The sequence below is a fragment of the Variimorphobacter sp. HTMS_6 genome, assembly GCF_059717775.1.
Map to the genome: position 1 here is coordinate 1,345,770 of NZ_AP046094.1, position 17,221 is coordinate 1,362,990.

The 17,221-nt window shown below is 36.2% G+C and carries 18 protein-coding genes; all 18 read left to right on the top strand.

Features of this window, described 5'->3' with window-relative positions; genetic code table 11:
* Positions 1-45: 45 nt before the first annotated feature.
* The 18 genes from AC6IWN_RS06035 to speB all read left to right on the top strand — a co-directional run bounded on the left by AC6IWN_RS06035 (position 46) and on the right by speB (position 17,214).
* Positions 46-1,371, top strand: a complete 1,326-nt coding sequence (locus AC6IWN_RS06035; protein ID WP_497991468.1) for a pyrimidine-nucleoside phosphorylase — start codon at positions 46-48, stop codon at positions 1,369-1,371.
* A 539-nt stretch (positions 1,372-1,910) separates the two neighbouring features.
* Positions 1,911-2,486: an Ig-like domain-containing protein gene (locus AC6IWN_RS06040; protein WP_497991469.1), complete on the top strand. Its 576-nt coding sequence runs from the start codon at positions 1,911-1,913 to the stop codon at positions 2,484-2,486.
* Between the two features lie 108 nt (positions 2,487-2,594).
* Positions 2,595-3,821 carry a D-alanyl-D-alanine carboxypeptidase family protein gene (locus AC6IWN_RS06045; RefSeq protein ID WP_497991470.1) on the top strand — a complete coding sequence of 409 codons (1,227 nt, stop codon included), beginning with the start codon at positions 2,595-2,597 and terminating at the stop codon, positions 3,819-3,821.
* Between the two features lie 274 nt (positions 3,822-4,095).
* The gene (locus AC6IWN_RS06050; protein ID WP_497991471.1) at positions 4,096-5,031 is read left to right on the top strand and encodes a metallophosphoesterase; all 936 of its coding nucleotides are present in this window, start codon (positions 4,096-4,098) and stop codon (positions 5,029-5,031) included.
* Positions 5,032-5,075: 44 nt separating this feature from the next.
* Positions 5,076-5,852, top strand: a complete 777-nt coding sequence (locus AC6IWN_RS06055; RefSeq protein ID WP_497991472.1) for a segregation and condensation protein A — start codon at positions 5,076-5,078, stop codon at positions 5,850-5,852.
* Positions 5,852-6,421 (top strand): SMC-Scp complex subunit ScpB, encoded by a 570-nt coding sequence (gene scpB / locus AC6IWN_RS06060; protein WP_497991473.1) that lies wholly within the window; start codon positions 5,852-5,854, stop codon positions 6,419-6,421. The genes AC6IWN_RS06055 and scpB overlap by 1 nt, the downstream gene beginning before the upstream one ends.
* Positions 6,422-7,186: 765 nt before the next feature.
* Positions 7,187-7,699 carry a DUF5104 domain-containing protein gene (locus AC6IWN_RS06065; RefSeq protein WP_497991474.1) on the top strand — a complete coding sequence of 171 codons (513 nt, stop codon included), beginning with the start codon at positions 7,187-7,189 and terminating at the stop codon, positions 7,697-7,699.
* Between the two features lie 64 nt (positions 7,700-7,763).
* Positions 7,764-7,988, top strand: coding sequence for a hypothetical protein (locus AC6IWN_RS06070; RefSeq protein ID WP_497991475.1), 225 nt, complete (start codon positions 7,764-7,766; stop codon positions 7,986-7,988).
* A gap of 33 nt (positions 7,989-8,021) precedes the next feature.
* Positions 8,022-8,651: a nitroreductase family protein gene (locus AC6IWN_RS06075; protein WP_497991476.1), complete on the top strand. Its 630-nt coding sequence runs from the start codon at positions 8,022-8,024 to the stop codon at positions 8,649-8,651.
* A gap of 195 nt (positions 8,652-8,846) precedes the next feature.
* A complete protein-coding gene (locus tag AC6IWN_RS06080) occupies positions 8,847-9,533 on the top strand; it encodes a SatD family protein (protein WP_497991477.1) in 687 nt (228 codons plus the stop codon).
* The gene (locus tag AC6IWN_RS06085) at positions 9,526-10,281 is read left to right on the top strand and encodes a DUF3307 domain-containing protein (RefSeq protein WP_497991478.1); all 756 of its coding nucleotides are present in this window, start codon (positions 9,526-9,528) and stop codon (positions 10,279-10,281) included. Before AC6IWN_RS06080 ends, AC6IWN_RS06085 begins: the two co-directional genes overlap by 8 nt.
* Positions 10,282-10,326: 45 nt before the next feature.
* Complete coding sequence (locus tag AC6IWN_RS06090; RefSeq protein WP_497991479.1) at positions 10,327-11,178, top strand: hypothetical protein; 852 nt, start codon at positions 10,327-10,329, stop codon at positions 11,176-11,178.
* 134 nt (positions 11,179-11,312) lie between these two features.
* A complete protein-coding gene (locus AC6IWN_RS06095) occupies positions 11,313-11,660 on the top strand; it encodes a tetratricopeptide repeat protein (RefSeq protein WP_497991480.1) in 348 nt (115 codons plus the stop codon).
* A 306-nt stretch (positions 11,661-11,966) separates the two neighbouring features.
* On the top strand, positions 11,967-12,287 hold the full coding sequence (locus AC6IWN_RS06100; protein ID WP_497991481.1) for a hypothetical protein: 321 nt from the start codon (positions 11,967-11,969) through the stop codon (positions 12,285-12,287).
* A gap of 421 nt (positions 12,288-12,708) precedes the next feature.
* Complete coding sequence (gene speD / locus AC6IWN_RS06105; protein WP_497991482.1) at positions 12,709-13,515, top strand: adenosylmethionine decarboxylase; 807 nt, start codon at positions 12,709-12,711, stop codon at positions 13,513-13,515.
* 14 nt (positions 13,516-13,529) lie between these two features.
* Positions 13,530-14,981, top strand: coding sequence for an aminotransferase class I/II-fold pyridoxal phosphate-dependent enzyme (locus tag AC6IWN_RS06110; protein WP_497992177.1), 1,452 nt, complete (start codon positions 13,530-13,532; stop codon positions 14,979-14,981).
* Between the two features lie 546 nt (positions 14,982-15,527).
* On the top strand, positions 15,528-16,379 hold the full coding sequence (gene speE / locus AC6IWN_RS06115; protein ID WP_497991483.1) for a polyamine aminopropyltransferase: 852 nt from the start codon (positions 15,528-15,530) through the stop codon (positions 16,377-16,379).
* Positions 16,372-17,214 (top strand): agmatinase, encoded by an 843-nt coding sequence (gene speB, locus AC6IWN_RS06120; RefSeq protein WP_497991484.1) that lies wholly within the window; start codon positions 16,372-16,374, stop codon positions 17,212-17,214. The genes speE and speB overlap by 8 nt, the downstream gene beginning before the upstream one ends.
* The last annotated feature ends 7 nt before the right edge of the window (positions 17,215-17,221 follow it).

Below are 17,221 nucleotides of genomic sequence, written 5' to 3' on the forward strand. Positions count from 1 at the left end.
ATGAAACATACTATGTGGGATAATAAATATCGGAGGAAATGTGCTATGAAAATGTATGATTTGATTAATAAAAAGAAAAACAAAGAACGTTTAAATACACAGGAAATAGAGTTCATTATAGAAGGGTTTACGAACGGAACAATTCCTGATTATCAAATGTCTGCTTTATTAATGGCAATCTGTTTAAATGGAATGGATCACGAAGAAACAGCTGCATTGACGGTAGCGATGGCGAACAGTGGCGACATATTGGATTTATCGCAAATTAATGGAGTAAAGGTAGATAAACACAGTACCGGTGGCGTGGGAGATAAGACTTCGTTGGTGCTAGGGCCTATGGTGGCTTGCTTGGGAGTACCGGTTGCCAAGATGTCCGGACGTGGACTTGGACATACCGGAGGTACGATAGATAAGTTGGAAAGCTTTCCGGGCTTTTCAACTACAATTACTACTCAGGAGTTTATCCAAAATGTAAATACAATCAAAATGGCAATCGTAGGACAGACAGCAAATCTTGCGCCTGCGGATAAAAAAATCTATGCCTTGAGGGACGTAACTGCAACCGTAGATAACATTTCGCTGATAGCAAGTAGTATTATGAGTAAAAAGATTGCATCCGGCTCTGATGTCATTGTACTTGATGTTAAAACAGGAAGCGGTGCATTTATGAAAAAGTTTGAAGATTCCCTTGCACTTGCAAAGGAAATGGTTCAAATCGGAACAATTGCAGGCAGGAAAACCTATGCAGTAATCACGGATATGAATCAGCCGCTAGGTCAGGCGGTCGGTAACACCCTGGAGGTAATTGAAGCAATCGATGCACTGAATGGTTGCGCACCAAATGATTTGATGGAGGTTAGTATCACGCTAGCTGCCTTTATGTTGGTTGGATCGGATAAGGCTACCAATGTTGAAGAAGCAAAAAAGATGCTTTACAAGACAATTGAGGATAAAACGGCATTGAACAAATTCGCAGAGTTCATAAATGCACAAGGGGGAAACAGCAATGCTGTCTTTCATACGAACTTATTTACGAAAGCAAAGCTGGAAGAAGATGTTACAGCCAATGAGGATGGATATATTACCTCAATTCATACGGATGAGGTGGGGATGACTTCCTTAATACTCGGGGGTGGCAGAGAGACAAAGGATAGTGTGATAGATCTATCCGTCGGGCTAAAGATCCAGAAGAAACTAGGGGATTGTGTATCAAAAGGAGATGTGTTAGCAACCCTATATGCAAATGACCCTAAGAAACTTCAGGAGGGGAAAGAACGACTTCAAAAAGCCTACACAATCTCCAAGGAAAAACCGGAACCCACCAAGCATGTGTATGCGATCGTAACGAAGGATGGAGTAGAACTTCTGTAGAATACCGCATCCTGGAAGAGACCGTTTGTCGCTGTCGGCACTTAGGTTCTGTAAGCATGCCGTATATCTGACATAAGATTACGTGTTACTATGAGCGACAATCAAGTAAAAATGTATCTCACAAGGATATAAATCAAATCTTATTTTTATATAATTATGATAATAACATAAAATCTGAAGGGCGCTTTCATAGAACTTAGAAGTTTATCATACAGAGAATTGAATTAATAGCGTGTTATCTATTCATCCTGTAAGAGACCGTTTGTCGCCGTTGGCACTTAGGTTCTGTCAGAATGAATTTATCTGACAGAACCTAAGTGCCATTACGTGCGACAATCGAGTGAGAACGTGTCTCTGAAGGATAATAGATTACACGCTATTTTCAATACCTAAACATGATAAACCTCAATAAATTTATGAGCGCCCCTATATTAGTGCATTTTCAAAGAAATTCATTCAATAGTCCAGGCCTAACTCATAAGATATAATAGAACCTGGTATAGAAAGTGGGTTTATGCCATTAGGTGGCATAGAGTTGAATGAAAAAACGAGGGTATCAAGAAAAGTCGCCATTATTATATGTGATATATAAATACATAATTATTGTTATCATTGCAGTTCTCGTACTTCGTTATATTATTATGAATTCTTCCGTGTATTATAAGGAAAATATTATGCTTCCGTTTTCGCTTCATCTCACGAAGCAGGATATTTATATGGTAAAAGGACAGGAAACTCATCTTGGAATTAATGCGATTAATAAGAGGGCGACCTATTCTTCTACAAATTTTCGTGTGGTCGGGGTGAATTTTACCGGACGTTTATACGCGTATCAAACCGGCAAAGCATTTATAATCGTGAAGGTGAACGGCAAAGTGCTAAAATGCCGTGTGCATGTTGTTGACATCAGTAAAAAGAAGATAAGTTTGACGAAGGGGCGGAGCTACGATTTGGATGTCAAGGGTTCGGGCGCAATGGTGAGCTGGAAAAGCAGTAACCGATCGGTAGCTAAAGTATCCATGTTTGGGAATGTGAAGGCGGTTGGAAAAGGATCTACAGTGATTACGGCCAAGATTAAGGGGAAAAAGATGCGATGTACAGTTGTAGTAAAGTAATGTAATATAAATTGAACAAATATTGGATAGATTGGTCTAAAAACGGATAGCCTGGATTAAAATAGTAATAATGCATTTTTGCCCCGTAATGGCAGAATTGAGGTAAAGTTGAAAAAGACACTATCTATATTTTTACTAAGCTCTTTGATACTTCTTTTGATTTATCCTAGTTCATCCAATGGTCAAACAAAAGATACGAAAGTAGGAAAAGGCGGTGAGATGGCTGTCACTGCGGCAGCGGATACACAATTGCAGCTAAGTACTCCATCAGTAGTATTGATGGAAGGATCGACTGGTAAGGTTATTTTTGAAAAAAATAAGGACGAACGCTTAAAACCGGCAAGTATCACAAAAGTTATGACATTACTTCTTATCTTTGATGCGATTGATTCTGGCCAGATAAAGCTTACTGACCAGGTCAGTGTAAGTGAACACGCTGCTTCCATGGGCGGATCACAGGTCTATCTAGAACCAAATGAGACACAGGATGTTAATACTATGATAAAGTGTATCAGTATTGCGAGCGCGAATGATGCATGTGTTGCTATGGCAGAGTATATTGCTGGTTCAGAGGAAGAGTTTGTGGCACGTATGAATCAAAGAGCAAAGGATCTTGGTATGAAGAATACACACTTTGTAAACTGCTGCGGTTTAGATATCGATGATCATTACTCCTCGGCATATGATGTTGCACTGATGTCAAGGGCTCTAATTATGAAACATCCGGAGATTAGTAAATACTCAACCGTATGGATGGATAACATCACCCATACTACAAAGAAAGGTACATCCGAATTTGGTTTAACGAATACCAATAAATTGGTTCGGTTCTACCAGGGTATCACAGGCTTGAAGACCGGTTCTACAGGGTTAGCAAAGTATTGTCTCTCCGCAACTGCAAAGCGTAATAATATGGATCTGATTGCAGTAGTCATGGCCTCCCCGGATACAAAGACCAGATTTGCAGAAGCCTCCAAGTTATTAAATTATGGTTTTGCAAACTATAGTATCTATACGGATAAGAACGAAAATGCTACCCTTCCTCCTGTAAAGGTTACCAAAGGTGTTACGGATTCAGTAAAGGGTAAGGTGAGCAAGGACTTCTCGTATCTGTGTACGAAAGGAAAAGCCTCGGATAAAATACGTAAGGAAGTCAAGATGATTGATCAGGTACCTGCACCGGTGGCTAAGGACACAAAGATCGGTGAGATTGTATATTATTATGATAAAGAAAAGATCGGAAAGGTTGATATTCTAGCGGGTGATGCAGTGAAACAGGCCAAATACAAGGATTACTTTACAAAAATCTTACATAAATATTTTATGGGCCCGTAAATTATAGAATTCTACCTTTGTAGCATAGGAATATGTTTGACTAATCTGATTATAATAAAAATATTTATCGGGGTTCTCTTTAGTAGAGAACCCTGTTTTTTCTTTATTATATTTGTGAAAGAATATAATGTGCAATTCATATAGAATAAATATCACCCATTGTAGGAGACGTCGCCATCATTTGGTTGACACTTGATTTATGAACTAGTATATTATAATAGGTGCGTGTAATACGGCACAATTATATATAGAGACTTAGTAAGAAGGAGCATATATGCAATACTTTTTAATATTAATAGGAATTGCCTTGTTTTTTATCCTTTGGACTTTAATAGAACAAAAAAGCTTAGTGGTTTCAAATTTTGATATCGTTAAAAGCAATTTACCCCACAGCTTTCACAATACAAAAATAATAGTACTTGCAGATCTTCATAATGCTGCCTTTGGCAGGAATAACGAAAGATTGATTCGACGTGTTAAAGCTTTGAATCCGGATTTTATTCTTGTAGCCGGAGATATGACCTCAAAACATTCTCCTAGCTACCCCAGTAATGCTTATGTCTTATTGGAAGAGTTGTCAAGAACTTATAAAATATATTATGGGTATGGAAATCATGAGCAGAGAATTGAAAGACTATTCATGGAGAATTGTAATAAGGAGCAGCAGGAATCCCAGTATGAAAATGTGGTTTCAGCCAAGGGTCAGCAGTTGGAATTACTAAGTTCTACTTGGGTAGAATTTAAAGAAAAGCTTACACATAAGGGGGTTACCTTTTTAGATAATGAAAGTGTTGAGCTCGCCAAAGAGCAAGACCGTATTAAAATCAGCGGGGTATCGATTGCGAAGGATTTTTTTAATCGGAGTAAAGTACCGTGTATGGAGAAAAATTATCTGTCTTCATTAATCGGTAAGAAGTCACCGGATTATTATCATATATTAATTGCACATAATCCGATTTATTTTAAGAAATATGCAGCTTGGGGAGCTGACTTAATCATATCTGGTCATTTGCATGGCGGTATGGTTCGGATTCCGGGAATCGGAGGAGTGGTTTCACCTCAGGTTAAACTATTTCCAAAATACGATGCGGGATCTTATTCTGAGAATGGCAGTACAATGATTGTATCCAGAGGATTGGGATCCCATTCAATGATGCCAAGATATTTTAATACGCCAGAGATTTTACAGATCACGTTAAAGCGCCAGTAAAGAGTTGGATTACAGGCGCTCATGAAAGGGTGGGAATAATTAGTATGGGGATTTCCGTTAAATTGGAGGCATTTGAAGGTCCGTTGGATCTCTTGCTTCATTTAATAGATAAAAACAAAGTAAATATTTATGATATTCCGATCATTGAGATTACAGAGCAGTATCTGGAATACATCAGGGAGATGGACAGCAAAAATCTGGACGTTATGAGTGAATTCCTAGTTATGGCAGCAACCTTGCTGAATATTAAGTCTAAGATGCTTTTGCCGGTAGAGAAAACGGAAGAAGATGAAGTTATCGATCCGAGACAGGAGTTGGTGGAGCGCTTACTTGAATATAAGATGTACAAATATGCTTCGGAAGAATTAAAGGACAAGCAGATGGATGCAGCACGAATTCTCTTCAAACTACCGACTATCCCAAAGGAAATTGAAGATTATAAGGAAGAAATCGATGTGGAAGGTCTATTATCCGACCTGACTTTGAATAAGCTTCATGAGATCTTTAAATCCATTGTAAGAAAGCAAGCGGACAAGATTGACCCGATTCGAAGCAAATTCGGAAAAATCGAGAGGGAGGAAATCAACCTCGGAACTCTATTTGTTCAAATTCAGGAATATGGACTTAAACATAAGAGATTTTCCTTCCGAAACCTATTGGAAGCACAGCATACGAAGATGGAACTCATCGTAACATTTCTTAGCGTGCTAGAGCTAATCAAAATCGGAAGAATCAATATCGAACAGGTATGCTTATTTGATGATTTCATTATCACTTATCTTGCTGAGGATATTATACAAATGGAGGAGGACAGCTTTTAATGGAATTGAAACATCTCGAATCACAGATTGAAGCAATTTTATTTACAATGGGGGAAGCGGTGGAGCTAGACCGTATCGCATGTGCTTTAGATCATGATGAAGAAACAATAAGAAGATTGATACATAATATGATGGATCAATATGAGGCGGAGGAACGAGGAATCCATATCATTGAACTGGATGGAGCATTTCAGCTGTGCACAAAGCCTGCCATGTATGAATCCATCATTAAGATTGCACATGTACCTAAGAAGCATGTACTGACCGACGTACTCCTAGAGACCCTCTCTATCATCGCATATAAACAACCAATCACAAAGCTACAGATCGAAGCAATCCGTGGCGTAAAATCCGATCACTCTGTGAATAAGCTCGTTGAATATAATCTGGTATGTGAGATGGGAAGAGTGGATGCACCGGGCAGACCGATATTATTTGGCACCACAGAAGAATTCCTTAGAGCGTTCGGTTTACATTCGTTGGATGCATTACCGATTGTGAATCCGGATAAGATTGAAGACTTTAAGCTGGAAGCAGAAGAAGAGATGCAGCTGAAGTTGGATATCTAGGAATAGTAAGATAATTATTATTAATTAGATATTTCCCGATTTTGAATTGAGTTGATATATCTGATTTTTGGTTTTGGAAAATAAAATTACTATAGAGAACAGAAGGTTTGCAGATAAATTGCAGATCTTCTTTTCTTTATTCACTTATTGTGAAGCGAGAGCCAACTTAGGTGACCTTATGACAAATCCTGTGTTTAAAGATTTTTGCTATGATTAAGAAAGAATATATTTATGAAAGGAAATATGTTACAATTGGTAATATGAAGTAATATATATCCATAGGGTGTCACTTTAGCACAATAAAGGAGAATTTTTAAGATAAGTGGGGTTATGAACCTGATATATCAGATATAGAATATTGAGAGGTGGATGTATGAATCGAATAAATAAATTATTTATTTATTAAAGGATAACCCTTCAATGTATATCGGCGATAAATCTTTAAAACAATTACTTTCATTATAACAGGTTATCAATACTGTGTGTATGAAACGGAGGGTACTGTTCCAGAGTTTTTACCAGGTTTTCAAGGATATATTAAGACTTATTATGGTTTGTCTGATAATGTTTTTGTGTTTCAGCATTGGTCAGACATAATAATTTTCTTTAATGAAACTGAAGAAAAAGCTTTTGATAAATTCTATGAAATTTTAGATGGCTTCTGGAATCAGAATTAGTGAATGTTTTTAAGAAAAGTCGATGTTATTTTCGAATTGAAATGAAATAATTGGGTTTTGAAAATGGAATTTTAAGGAGAATTAACGAATGAAAAAATTGCTAATTACTATAATATTAGCTTCGGTAGTTTTATTATTAGGTTCTTGTGTTCCTGGAAGAATATTCTATAGCGATGATGATACAAAAGCTGAGGCAAGAATGAAGCAGGTATTAGAAATAATGGAGAAAAAAGATAAAGATGGGCTAAAAGCATTATTTTCAAAACAAGCGTTAAAAGATGCTAAAAATTTTGATGAAAATATGAATTATTTATTTGAGTTTTTCCATGGAGATGTAGAGTGTAGTATAAAAGAATTAGCTTCCTCTGATGAAGATATTGAATATGGTAAAAAATCTATCATGCTTAAAATTTGGTATACTATATATGTTGGTAAGAACATTAATTATGAATTTATAATGATTGATTATCCAAAGGACACTAATAATCCGGATAATCAAGGATTATATTCATTGAGGGTTATAAAAGCGGAGAATGAAGACAAAGAATTTACTAGCTGGGATGATATTAAGATTGCAGGTATTTATAAGCCGAAGAATTAGAAGAGGCTATTGACGATTTTTATGTTGCTGAATGAATTTGTTAATTCCATTGGAGGGGTGAAAGATGAAAGATTATATTTTTAGAACTTTGCTAGGGGTTGTACCATTGTTTATTGTATTAATACTAATACAGCTTTCTTGTGACTATATAAGTAATAAGATTAATATAGACATTGCGAAATTAGCACTGGTCAGGATTTTTGACATGCTATTCTATGGTTATGGATTAATTACGGCATTGATTATGGTTAAGGTGATTGAGTATAAAAAAAAGCAAGAACGAAAATAACAAGTAACTAAACTGTGTAAGGAGGAAAATGTTATGGATTTGTACGAAGCAATAAAGAAAAGAAGAACAATAAGAGATTTTGAAGAAAAAGAAGTAGAGAAAGAGATCATTGAACAAATTATTAGTGCAGGACTCAAAGCTCCTACGAATGATCATATGAGAAGTTGGGAGTTTGTCGTTATAACGGACAAAGATGAGAAAGCAAAACTGATAGCAACACTTCCAAAAACTATGTCAAAATCGGATACGGAAGCGATACTGGATAATTGGAAGATGACGGATGAAAAACAGCGCAAAATGTATATGGATGGCATCCCGAAGCAGTTTAAGATGTTATACAATTCATCCTGCTTGATACTACCGTTTTTTAAACAAGATTGGCCACTCTTAAAGCCTGGGAATATATCATCCCTCAATCCATTCGCATCAATTTGGATGTGCATCGAGAATATTTTACTTGCAGCTACTGCACATGGTTTGTACGGCGTTGTGCGAATTCCAGGAGCAGAGGGTGAGAGTGAACATTTACAACGTACTATAGGTCATCCGGATAATTACATAATGCCGTGTTATATTTCTCTTGGTTATCCAAAAGCCGATGCGATCATTCATGAGCAGTATGAATATGACGCCAAGGATAAAATTCATATGAATAAGTGGTAAGCTTGTTAATCCAGTTAACTAGAGCGATTACTGCGAGGCAAATGGAATTAATGTCGTTGACTGAATGGCGGTCTATAAATGAGATATATTCGTATAAATGTTTATATTGATTTATTATAACCTATATGGTGAATAATACTTGAATATTCATCAAATGGGTTATATAATGTGACATATGATACTGGAGGTGTTTGTATGTTTTTCTCTATCAATAAAAACTCATATGTCGCAATAATTGGAGACATTAAGAAGTCTAAGAAGATTCTGAACCGAGGCGAAGTACAGAATAAACTTAAGAAGGTATTAGAAGAAATAAATGATAAATATAAGAACGATATTTCATCGAAATTCATTTTAACACTGGGAGATGAATTCCAGGGATTATTAGATGATGGCAATAATGCACTGAATATTGTATCGGAGATTGAGAGAAGAATGTACCCGATCAGGATACGTTTTGGTATTGGGATTGGACAAATTCTTACCGATATTAATAAGGAAATGGCATTAGGGGCAGATGGTCCCGGATATCACAAGGCTAGAAATGCTATAGAATATTTAAAAGAAAATGAAAAGAAAAAGCAAGCAATTCATTCAGATAGAAGAATTGAAGTAGAAAGTGATAATCAAGAAACTGCGATAATGCTAAATACAATTTTAACACTCATGACATCAATAGAAGAAACCTGGAGTGATAGACAAAGAGAGATAATTTGGGATATGCTAGAACATCAAGATAGTCAATTAAATGTAGCAAAAAGACGAAATATTCAACAGCCAGCTGTACAGAAAAGTTTATCGAAAGGTAAATACTACGCATACAAAAATGCATTTGATACAATAGGACAAGCCCTTAAAGATATAAGGAGAGATGATGTTTAAAGATTATTTTTTTCTACTACTTATCGGTCATGTTCTGGGAGATTTCTATATTCAAACAGAAGGAATGGCAGGAAGAAAAGAAAAAAGCTTAAAATGGGTATTGATTCACTGCTTGTGTTATTTAGGTACAATGTTATTTGTTGTGTTGCCTGTTATGTCATTGGAAGTGGCATTTGCAGCAATAGCAGCTTCAATATTCCATTTGATTATTGATTTGATAAAGTATCACTATCTGACTACGAAAGTGAAACACAATAAGATGACACTAGAGTTAGAACGAAACGTGTTTTTCGTTGATCAAATATTACATGTTTTGTGTTTGGTAGTAATTGCATTCGTATTGATTGAAAGAAACGTTGTAATTAGAGAGTGGAAAGCGGTAGAAGATTTTTTTGTTACAATAGGTATTTCGGAAGTGTCAACGTTATCATGGCTACTTGCTTTAATATTGATACATAAACCGGCTAACATTTTAATTCAAAAATTGCTGATGATATATAGACCAGAAGATAAGGAAGACGCTGTGACAAAGGATAATAATGCCGGTAGGTTTATTGGTACTATAGAACGAATCATTATGTTAATATTTTTATCAATTGGGCAGTATTCTGCGATTGGTCTGGTGCTTACGGCGAAGTCAATCGCTCGGTATGACCGAATATCGAAGGAGAAAGATTTTGCGGAATATTATTTGCTGGGGACGCTTATCAGTACAGCAGTGGTAATCGTCGTGGCGTTTATCTTATAGGTAAAATGAATAGTTTTTATTTTCTAATGTAGGAAGGTATAGGTTATGCGAATAAAGTCTAGATTTGTTTTTGTAATGGATTATGAAACGGTACAAAAACTATATACAAAGTTAAATAAAAAGATTAAAAAACCTAATTTGTTAGATACATTGCAGGATATAGAAGTTTATAAGGATTCGCCAGATTATGTTACAATTGAAAATTTCCTAAAGGAATTAGGAGTAAGTTGTGAACCCGATGAAGAGGTTGAATACTCAAGTATTGAATTGAAAACATCACAAATATTACAAATCATTCCGAATAGTCATAGAGGAGGATATCCTCAACCTGAAGATTATTATCAAGAAGCTTCATTTGATATGAATACAGGCTGTAAATATTGCATTAACGGAAGAATACAAAATCGCCCATTAAGACTTAAAAGTAATATAAAAATGGGCAGAAATGATATATCTGGAGTCTGGTGGCTTAGAGAATTGATTATAACTCGGAGATTAAAAGAGTTAATTGAAAAGTCTGATTTGTTTGGATACGAAATATTTCCAGTTATTCAGCATGGAAAAAATATTCCTTTTAGTGATATTTACCAACTAAAAATTAATGGAAGCTTGCCGCCAATGGATTCAAAAACAAATATAGAATTTGAACCAGTATTCATTTATGAAGGAAAAGAAATGAGAAGTTGTCCCAATGGATGTGGAGAGAGAAGTGTTGAAGGGCCAATTTATTATAATGGTAAAGATTTGGTGAATGTTCCTGATTTTGCTCTTTCACAAGAATGGTTCGGAAGTAATGATGAATATTGGCGATGGCCATTTTTATCTCAAAGAGCCTATCGTTTATTTGAAGATAATAAAGTAAAAGGTATAAGGTATGAACCGATTAATATTAAATAGTGATGTTCTTCTATTCAATGAACTAAAACAGTTGCTGGACTCAAAAACTTCAAAAGAGGTCAATCGGTCAGTTAATAAAGCATATTTGTAAAAAGCTGGACTAAGAAAAGGTTAAAATTTAAGAGGTTAGTAAAATGGGCTACAATAATTATCAATTAGGAACTATTTATTTTACAAATAAAGATTTTAAGAATGCATTAAAATGTTTTGAGAAATCAGCAGCAACTGAACCTCATTTTAAAACATATGAAATGATGTATCTATGTTTGGTGAATTTAGAAGATAAAGATGGTTCGAAAGAGTATTTGAGAAAAGCATATGAATTAAATATAAACAATGATAAAGTCGGAGTTGAGTATGCAAAAATGGTATTAGAGGAAGGTAATAAAGAGACTTCGTTGGAAATATTGAAACAAATTCTTCAAAGAAACAGTACATATGGTCCAGCAAAAAAATTACTGGATTGTATGAACAAAAAATAATATAACTATAAGAAAATTGATTAAACAACAGGATTATTGACAATGGTAAGATGCACCTCATATTTTTGATATCAGATAATTTCAATCTAATATTAGAGGTGCATTTAATGATGAAATTTTCGATAATTCAATATTCGGCATGATGCGTTCTGTGATATTAAGATTTGTACATAATTAGTGGTTTAATTAGTTCTAGTTAAGGGAAAGAAACTTAATATATGAGAGTTTAATAAAGTGGTGGAACTAAACATGGACATCCAAAAGCAAAGGCTGAATATCAAAAACTTTAATAAAGGAGCGTGAAATATGATCTTTGATAATATATATTTTGGAAATGATGTATGTAAAAAATATATTGATTTTCCAATAGATGAAAGTATTCCGCTCATTAAACAGATATCTCATTTAAAGGAAGATATTTTGCAGGTTAATTATTATAGCGGTTACTCAATAGATGTAGGTTGGTATCCGGAATTTGACAAGAATGGATCTTTTAAAATTTTAGTTATTAAAAATTATATTTGGGATAACCCGATATATAATGCAAGTACTAAAGATATAAAATTAATGGAGAAATATGTATATGAGTGTATTGCATTAGTTAATCTATTAAATAGCTGTTTATAAAATGCTTGTTTCTTGTTGTTTGAACCATACAGGTTATAATTAATGATCATCACCTTATTGATGAATAATAATAAAAAATACATTAAATAAAATATTGCTTGTTTATGTTTGTAAGTTATTGCAATATTATCGAATAAAAAGAGAAAGAAATTGCATGCAAGCATGCATTTCCTTCTCTTTTTTATCAAGTAATCTGTTTTTACGCGAAAAGTCACACTAATACTAAACTTATGGTTTACAAATAGTAAAAATAATGCTTGCATGTTAGAATAGTTTTGTATATAATAGTCCATGCTGTTAATATCTGAGGGCTCTTTTTAGATGCTCCAAATGATGGAAAACAGTGCATATTTGGTACATATATGTGACTTGTTTTAAATTACATACACCTACATTTTTGAAAAGAAAGGTTGTGAGAGGTTTGGATAATAAAAAGCTCAAATTATATGGTTTTAACAACCTCACGAAAACACTTAGCTTTAATATTTACGATGTCTGTTATGCGAAGAGCGAAAGAGAACAGAAGGACTATATCGCATATATCGACGAACAATATAATTCAGAACGTTTAACCAAAATTCTTGTGGATGTTACCGAGATGATCGGTGCTCACATTCTTAATATATCCAAACAGGATTATGATCCTCAGGGAGCCTCCGTTAACATATTGATTGCGGAAGGTACTCTTACCTCAGATCATATTGATGAATCCTGCAATCAAGGCAAATTTTTAACAGAAGCAAGAGATTCCGTGCATGCACATCTTGATAAAAGCCATGTTACCGTGCATACATTTCCTGAACACCATCCTGACAACTCGATATCTACATTCCGTGTAGATATTGATGTATCGACGTGTGGGGAAATCTCTCCTTTGAATGCCTTAGATTATCTGATCGGAAGCTTTGATTCCGATATTATCACAATCGATTACCGTGTGAGAGGATTTACACGCGACCTTCACGGTATGAAATATTTTATAGATCACGATATTACCTCGATTCAGGATTATATCGATGACCAGACCTTGACCAAATATGATGCGATTGATGTCAATGTATATCAGTCCAATATTTTTCATACAAAGATGCTGATTAAAGAAATTGAATTACAGAACTATCTCTTTAACAAGGATGTATACGAATTACCTCCGAAGCAAAGACTTGATATTACAAATAGTCTTCGTAAGGAAATGATTGAAATATTCAGCGGAATGAACATTTATTAATCGGAATGGAGTAAATTATGAAGTACACACAAGAAAATTCACCCATTCATGAAGCATTACTACAACATAAGAAAAACCGTGTCGTACCTTTCGATGTCCCCGGACATAAGGGGGGACGAGGAATTCCTGAGCTAACTGAATTTCTGGGAGCTGACTGCATGAAAGTGGATGTCAACTCCATGAAGCCATTGGATAATCTCATCCATCCGGTTTCTGTTATAAAAGCTGCTGAGGAACTTGCCGCTGAGGCATTTGGTGCGGATGCAGCTTTTTTTATGATTAATGGAACAACAGCAGCGGTGCAGGCGATGATTATGTCAACCTGTAAAACGGGTGATAAGATTATCATGCCTCGTAATGTACATCGTAGCTCGATTAATGCGTTGGTAGTATGTGGTGCAATTCCGGTATATGTCAACCCGGGAGTTAATCATGAGCTGGGTATCCCTCTCGGTATGTCTGTTGAGGATATTAAAAATGCAATAATGGAAAATCCAGATGCGAAAGCAATTCTTGTCAATAATCCGACCTATTATGGGGTATGTTCAAATATGAAGGAGATCGTAAGGCTTGCCCACGAACATGATATGAAGGTGTTAGTGGATGAAGCACACGGAACCCATTTTTACTTCGGTGAAAATATGCCGATTAGTGGTATGGCTGCAGGGGCGGATATGTCCGCTGTCAGTATGCATAAGACAGGTGGATCACTGACGCAGAGTTCCTTCTTATTATGTAGCAACGGTATTGACCCGGGTTATGTAAGGCAGATAATCAATCTGACTCAGACCACAAGTGCCTCTTACCTCTTATTATCCTCACTTGACCTGGCACGTAAGAATATGGTGCTTCATGGTAAGGAGCTGGTAAAAAAGACGGTGGATCTTGCAGAATATGCAAGGGAAGAGATTAATAAAATTGGCGGATATTATGCTTTCTCTGCGGAATTAATGGATGGTGATACGATTTATGATTTTGACCGTACGAAGCTGTCCGTTCACACCGCGGATATCGGCTTAGCGGGAGTAGAGGTTTATGATCTGCTTCGTGATGAGTATGATATTCAGATTGAATTTGGTGATATTGGTAATATACTAGCAATTATCTCAGCAGGTGACCGACCATTTGAAATTGAGCGATTGGTCGGCTCCTTATCTGAGATCAAGAGAATATATAGCAAGGATAAGGTTGGTATGCTCAATCATGAATACATTGATCCGGATGTGGCATTTACTCCACAGAAGGCATTCTATCATGAAAAGAAATCGGTAACCTTAGAGGAGAGTATCGGTCACATCGCCGGCGAATTCGTAATGTGTTACCCACCGGGAATTCCAATACTTGCCCCAGGGGAACGCGTAACCAAGGATATCATCGACTATATTAAATATGCCAAAGAAAAGGGAAGCTCCTTAACCGGTCCTAGAGATATGAAGGTAGAGCGCCTAAATATTATAGATTTTTAAGGTGTACTATTAATTGCAATAAGAAACACATGAAATATAATAAACTAAAACTCAAACCTCACTTCATGATGAAAAAAGGTATATGTTTTCATCCTCGTTACACGGTGAAAAGCGAATGGTATATGTTTTTATCCTTGCCACAACGGTGGAAAGCGAATGGTATATGATTTTAACCTTGCCACAACGGTGAAAAGTGAATGAAGATGTTATAACTGAATCTGTTATTAAAATATCAATTTAATTGTATTTCAGAATATAACATTATTTAACTTCGATGACAGTCAATCCATTCACAGAGTGGGCGGGAGAACGATGAAAACAATATATCAAAAGCAACTGTATGAAGACGTTGGTGCTTAGGCGGCGTGCTTTGCGGCCTTATGCACCATTACGTACTTCATCCAAGTGGGAGCGTGTTGTTCTTGATATATGTTTTCATCTTTCTCCCTCAACAACTAAGAGGATTGGAGTCCCTTTGAATCACAGCATTAATCTAGAATCACTAAATAACATAGAAATGAGATAAATTCGGAAAGGGTGGTAATTATGGAATTATGGTATTCCGAGCAACACACGGATCATGTCCGTTTTTCACTGAAGGTGAAGGAACAGTTATTCAGTAAGAAGAGTGATTTTCAGCAGGTGGATATTCTGGAAACGTATGAATTTGGACGAATACTTACCTTGGACGGATGCTTGATGGTAACTGAGAAGGATGAATTTATCTATCATGATATGATCGTGCATGTTCCGATGGCAACGAATCTAAATATCAAAAAGGTATTAGTAATTGGTGCTGGCGATGGCGGTACGATTCGAGAACTTACCAGATATACATCCATTGAGCATATCGATATGGTTGAAATTGATGAACTGGTAGTGGAAGCGTGTAAAAAATATCTACCACAGACTGCCTGCAGTCTGGACGATCCGAGAGTGCATATCCATTATGAGGATGGATTGAAATTCGTGCGTCGCAAGTCAAATGAGTATGATTTAATTCTCGTGGATTCCACCGATCCGTTCGGGCCAGGTGAAGGACTATTTACAAAGGAATTCTACGGTAATTGTTATAATGCGTTAACCGATCAGGGTATTCTCGTAAATCAGCATGAGAGTACTTATTACGATGCTTATGTGGAAGCAATGAAGAGAGCGCACCGACGAATCAAAGAGACATTTCCGATTGCAAAGGTATATCAGGCACATATTCCAACTTATCCGTCAGGTCACTGGTTATTTGGCTATGCATCAAAGAATTTTGATCCGATTGCGAACCTGAATGAAGAAAAATGGAATGCACTTGGTATCAAAACAAAATACTATAATACAGAGCTACACAAAGGTTGCTTTGCTATTCCGAACTATGTAAAGGAGCAGTTGAACGAATATGAATAGAAATATCCATACTTTTATCGCCTGTGATCATGAGTATGAGGAGAGCGATATTGTATTATTTGGTGCTCCCTTTGATGGAACCACCTCCTATCGTCCGGGAACGAGATTTGCCAGCGCGGCAATTCGTAATGAGAGCTATGGAATTGAAACTTATAGCCCCTATCTGGATAAGGATTTGTTAGATAAAAAGATATTTGATGCAGGTGATCTGGAATTTGGCTTTGGGAATACTCAGCGTGTCATTGATACCATTGAGGAGATGACAAAGCAGATTCTTGATGATAAGAAAAAACCGCTTATGATTGGCGGAGAGCATCTTGTAACACTTGGAAGTGTAAAGGCTGTTTATGAGAAATATCCGGAACTTCATATCATACACTTTGATGCACATGCAGATCTGAGAGATGATTATCTGGGTGAACAACTTTCCCATGCCAGTGTAATGAGAAGATGTTACGACTTGGTGGGGGATCATAAGATATTTCAGTTCGGAATCCGAAGTGGAGACAGGGAAGAATTCCTGTGGGCGAAGGACCGTATCTTTACCCAGAAGTTTAATTTGAACGGTATTGAAGGAATCGTGGAGAAGCTTCAGGACAAGCCAGTATACCTGACGATTGATCTTGATGTGCTTGATCCATCCGTATTCCCCGGAACCGGTACACCGGAAGCCGGTGGTGTTACCTTTATGGAGTTGATGGGAGCATTGAAGGAAGTATTCAAGCTGAATATCGTAGCGATGGATATGAATGAGCTTTCACCGGTATATGACCAAAGTGGTGCATCAACCGCATTAGCATGTAAGTTACTTAGAGAGCTTTTATTACAATTATAAGTATATA

What these genes read in the sequence shown, in the direction of transcription:
- AC6IWN_RS06075 (WP_497991476.1), top strand. Translation starts at nt 8,022, where the DNA reads ATGGATTTGTACGAAGCAATAAAGAAAAGAAGAACAATAAGAGATTTT.
- AC6IWN_RS06095 (WP_497991480.1), top strand. Translation starts at nt 11,313, where the DNA reads ATGGGCTACAATAATTATCAATTAGGAACTATTTATTTTACAAATAAA.
- AC6IWN_RS06065 (WP_497991474.1), top strand. Translation starts at nt 7,187, where the DNA reads ATGAAAAAATTGCTAATTACTATAATATTAGCTTCGGTAGTTTTATTA.
- scpB (WP_497991473.1), top strand. Translation starts at nt 5,852, where the DNA reads ATGGAATTGAAACATCTCGAATCACAGATTGAAGCAATTTTATTTACA.
- AC6IWN_RS06035 (WP_497991468.1), top strand. Translation starts at nt 46, where the DNA reads ATGAAAATGTATGATTTGATTAATAAAAAGAAAAACAAAGAACGTTTA.
- AC6IWN_RS06070 (WP_497991475.1), top strand. Translation starts at nt 7,764, where the DNA reads ATGAAAGATTATATTTTTAGAACTTTGCTAGGGGTTGTACCATTGTTT.
- AC6IWN_RS06100 (WP_497991481.1), top strand. Translation starts at nt 11,967, where the DNA reads ATGATCTTTGATAATATATATTTTGGAAATGATGTATGTAAAAAATAT.
- AC6IWN_RS06085 (WP_497991478.1), top strand. Translation starts at nt 9,526, where the DNA reads ATGTTTAAAGATTATTTTTTTCTACTACTTATCGGTCATGTTCTGGGA.
- AC6IWN_RS06040 (WP_497991469.1), top strand. Translation starts at nt 1,911, where the DNA reads ATGAAAAAACGAGGGTATCAAGAAAAGTCGCCATTATTATATGTGATA.
- AC6IWN_RS06080 (WP_497991477.1), top strand. Translation starts at nt 8,847, where the DNA reads ATGTTTTTCTCTATCAATAAAAACTCATATGTCGCAATAATTGGAGAC.
- speE (WP_497991483.1), top strand. Translation starts at nt 15,528, where the DNA reads ATGGAATTATGGTATTCCGAGCAACACACGGATCATGTCCGTTTTTCA.
- AC6IWN_RS06090 (WP_497991479.1), top strand. Translation starts at nt 10,327, where the DNA reads ATGCGAATAAAGTCTAGATTTGTTTTTGTAATGGATTATGAAACGGTA.
- AC6IWN_RS06050 (WP_497991471.1), top strand. Translation starts at nt 4,096, where the DNA reads ATGCAATACTTTTTAATATTAATAGGAATTGCCTTGTTTTTTATCCTT.
- AC6IWN_RS06055 (WP_497991472.1), top strand. Translation starts at nt 5,076, where the DNA reads ATGGGGATTTCCGTTAAATTGGAGGCATTTGAAGGTCCGTTGGATCTC.
- speB (WP_497991484.1), top strand. Translation starts at nt 16,372, where the DNA reads ATGAATAGAAATATCCATACTTTTATCGCCTGTGATCATGAGTATGAG.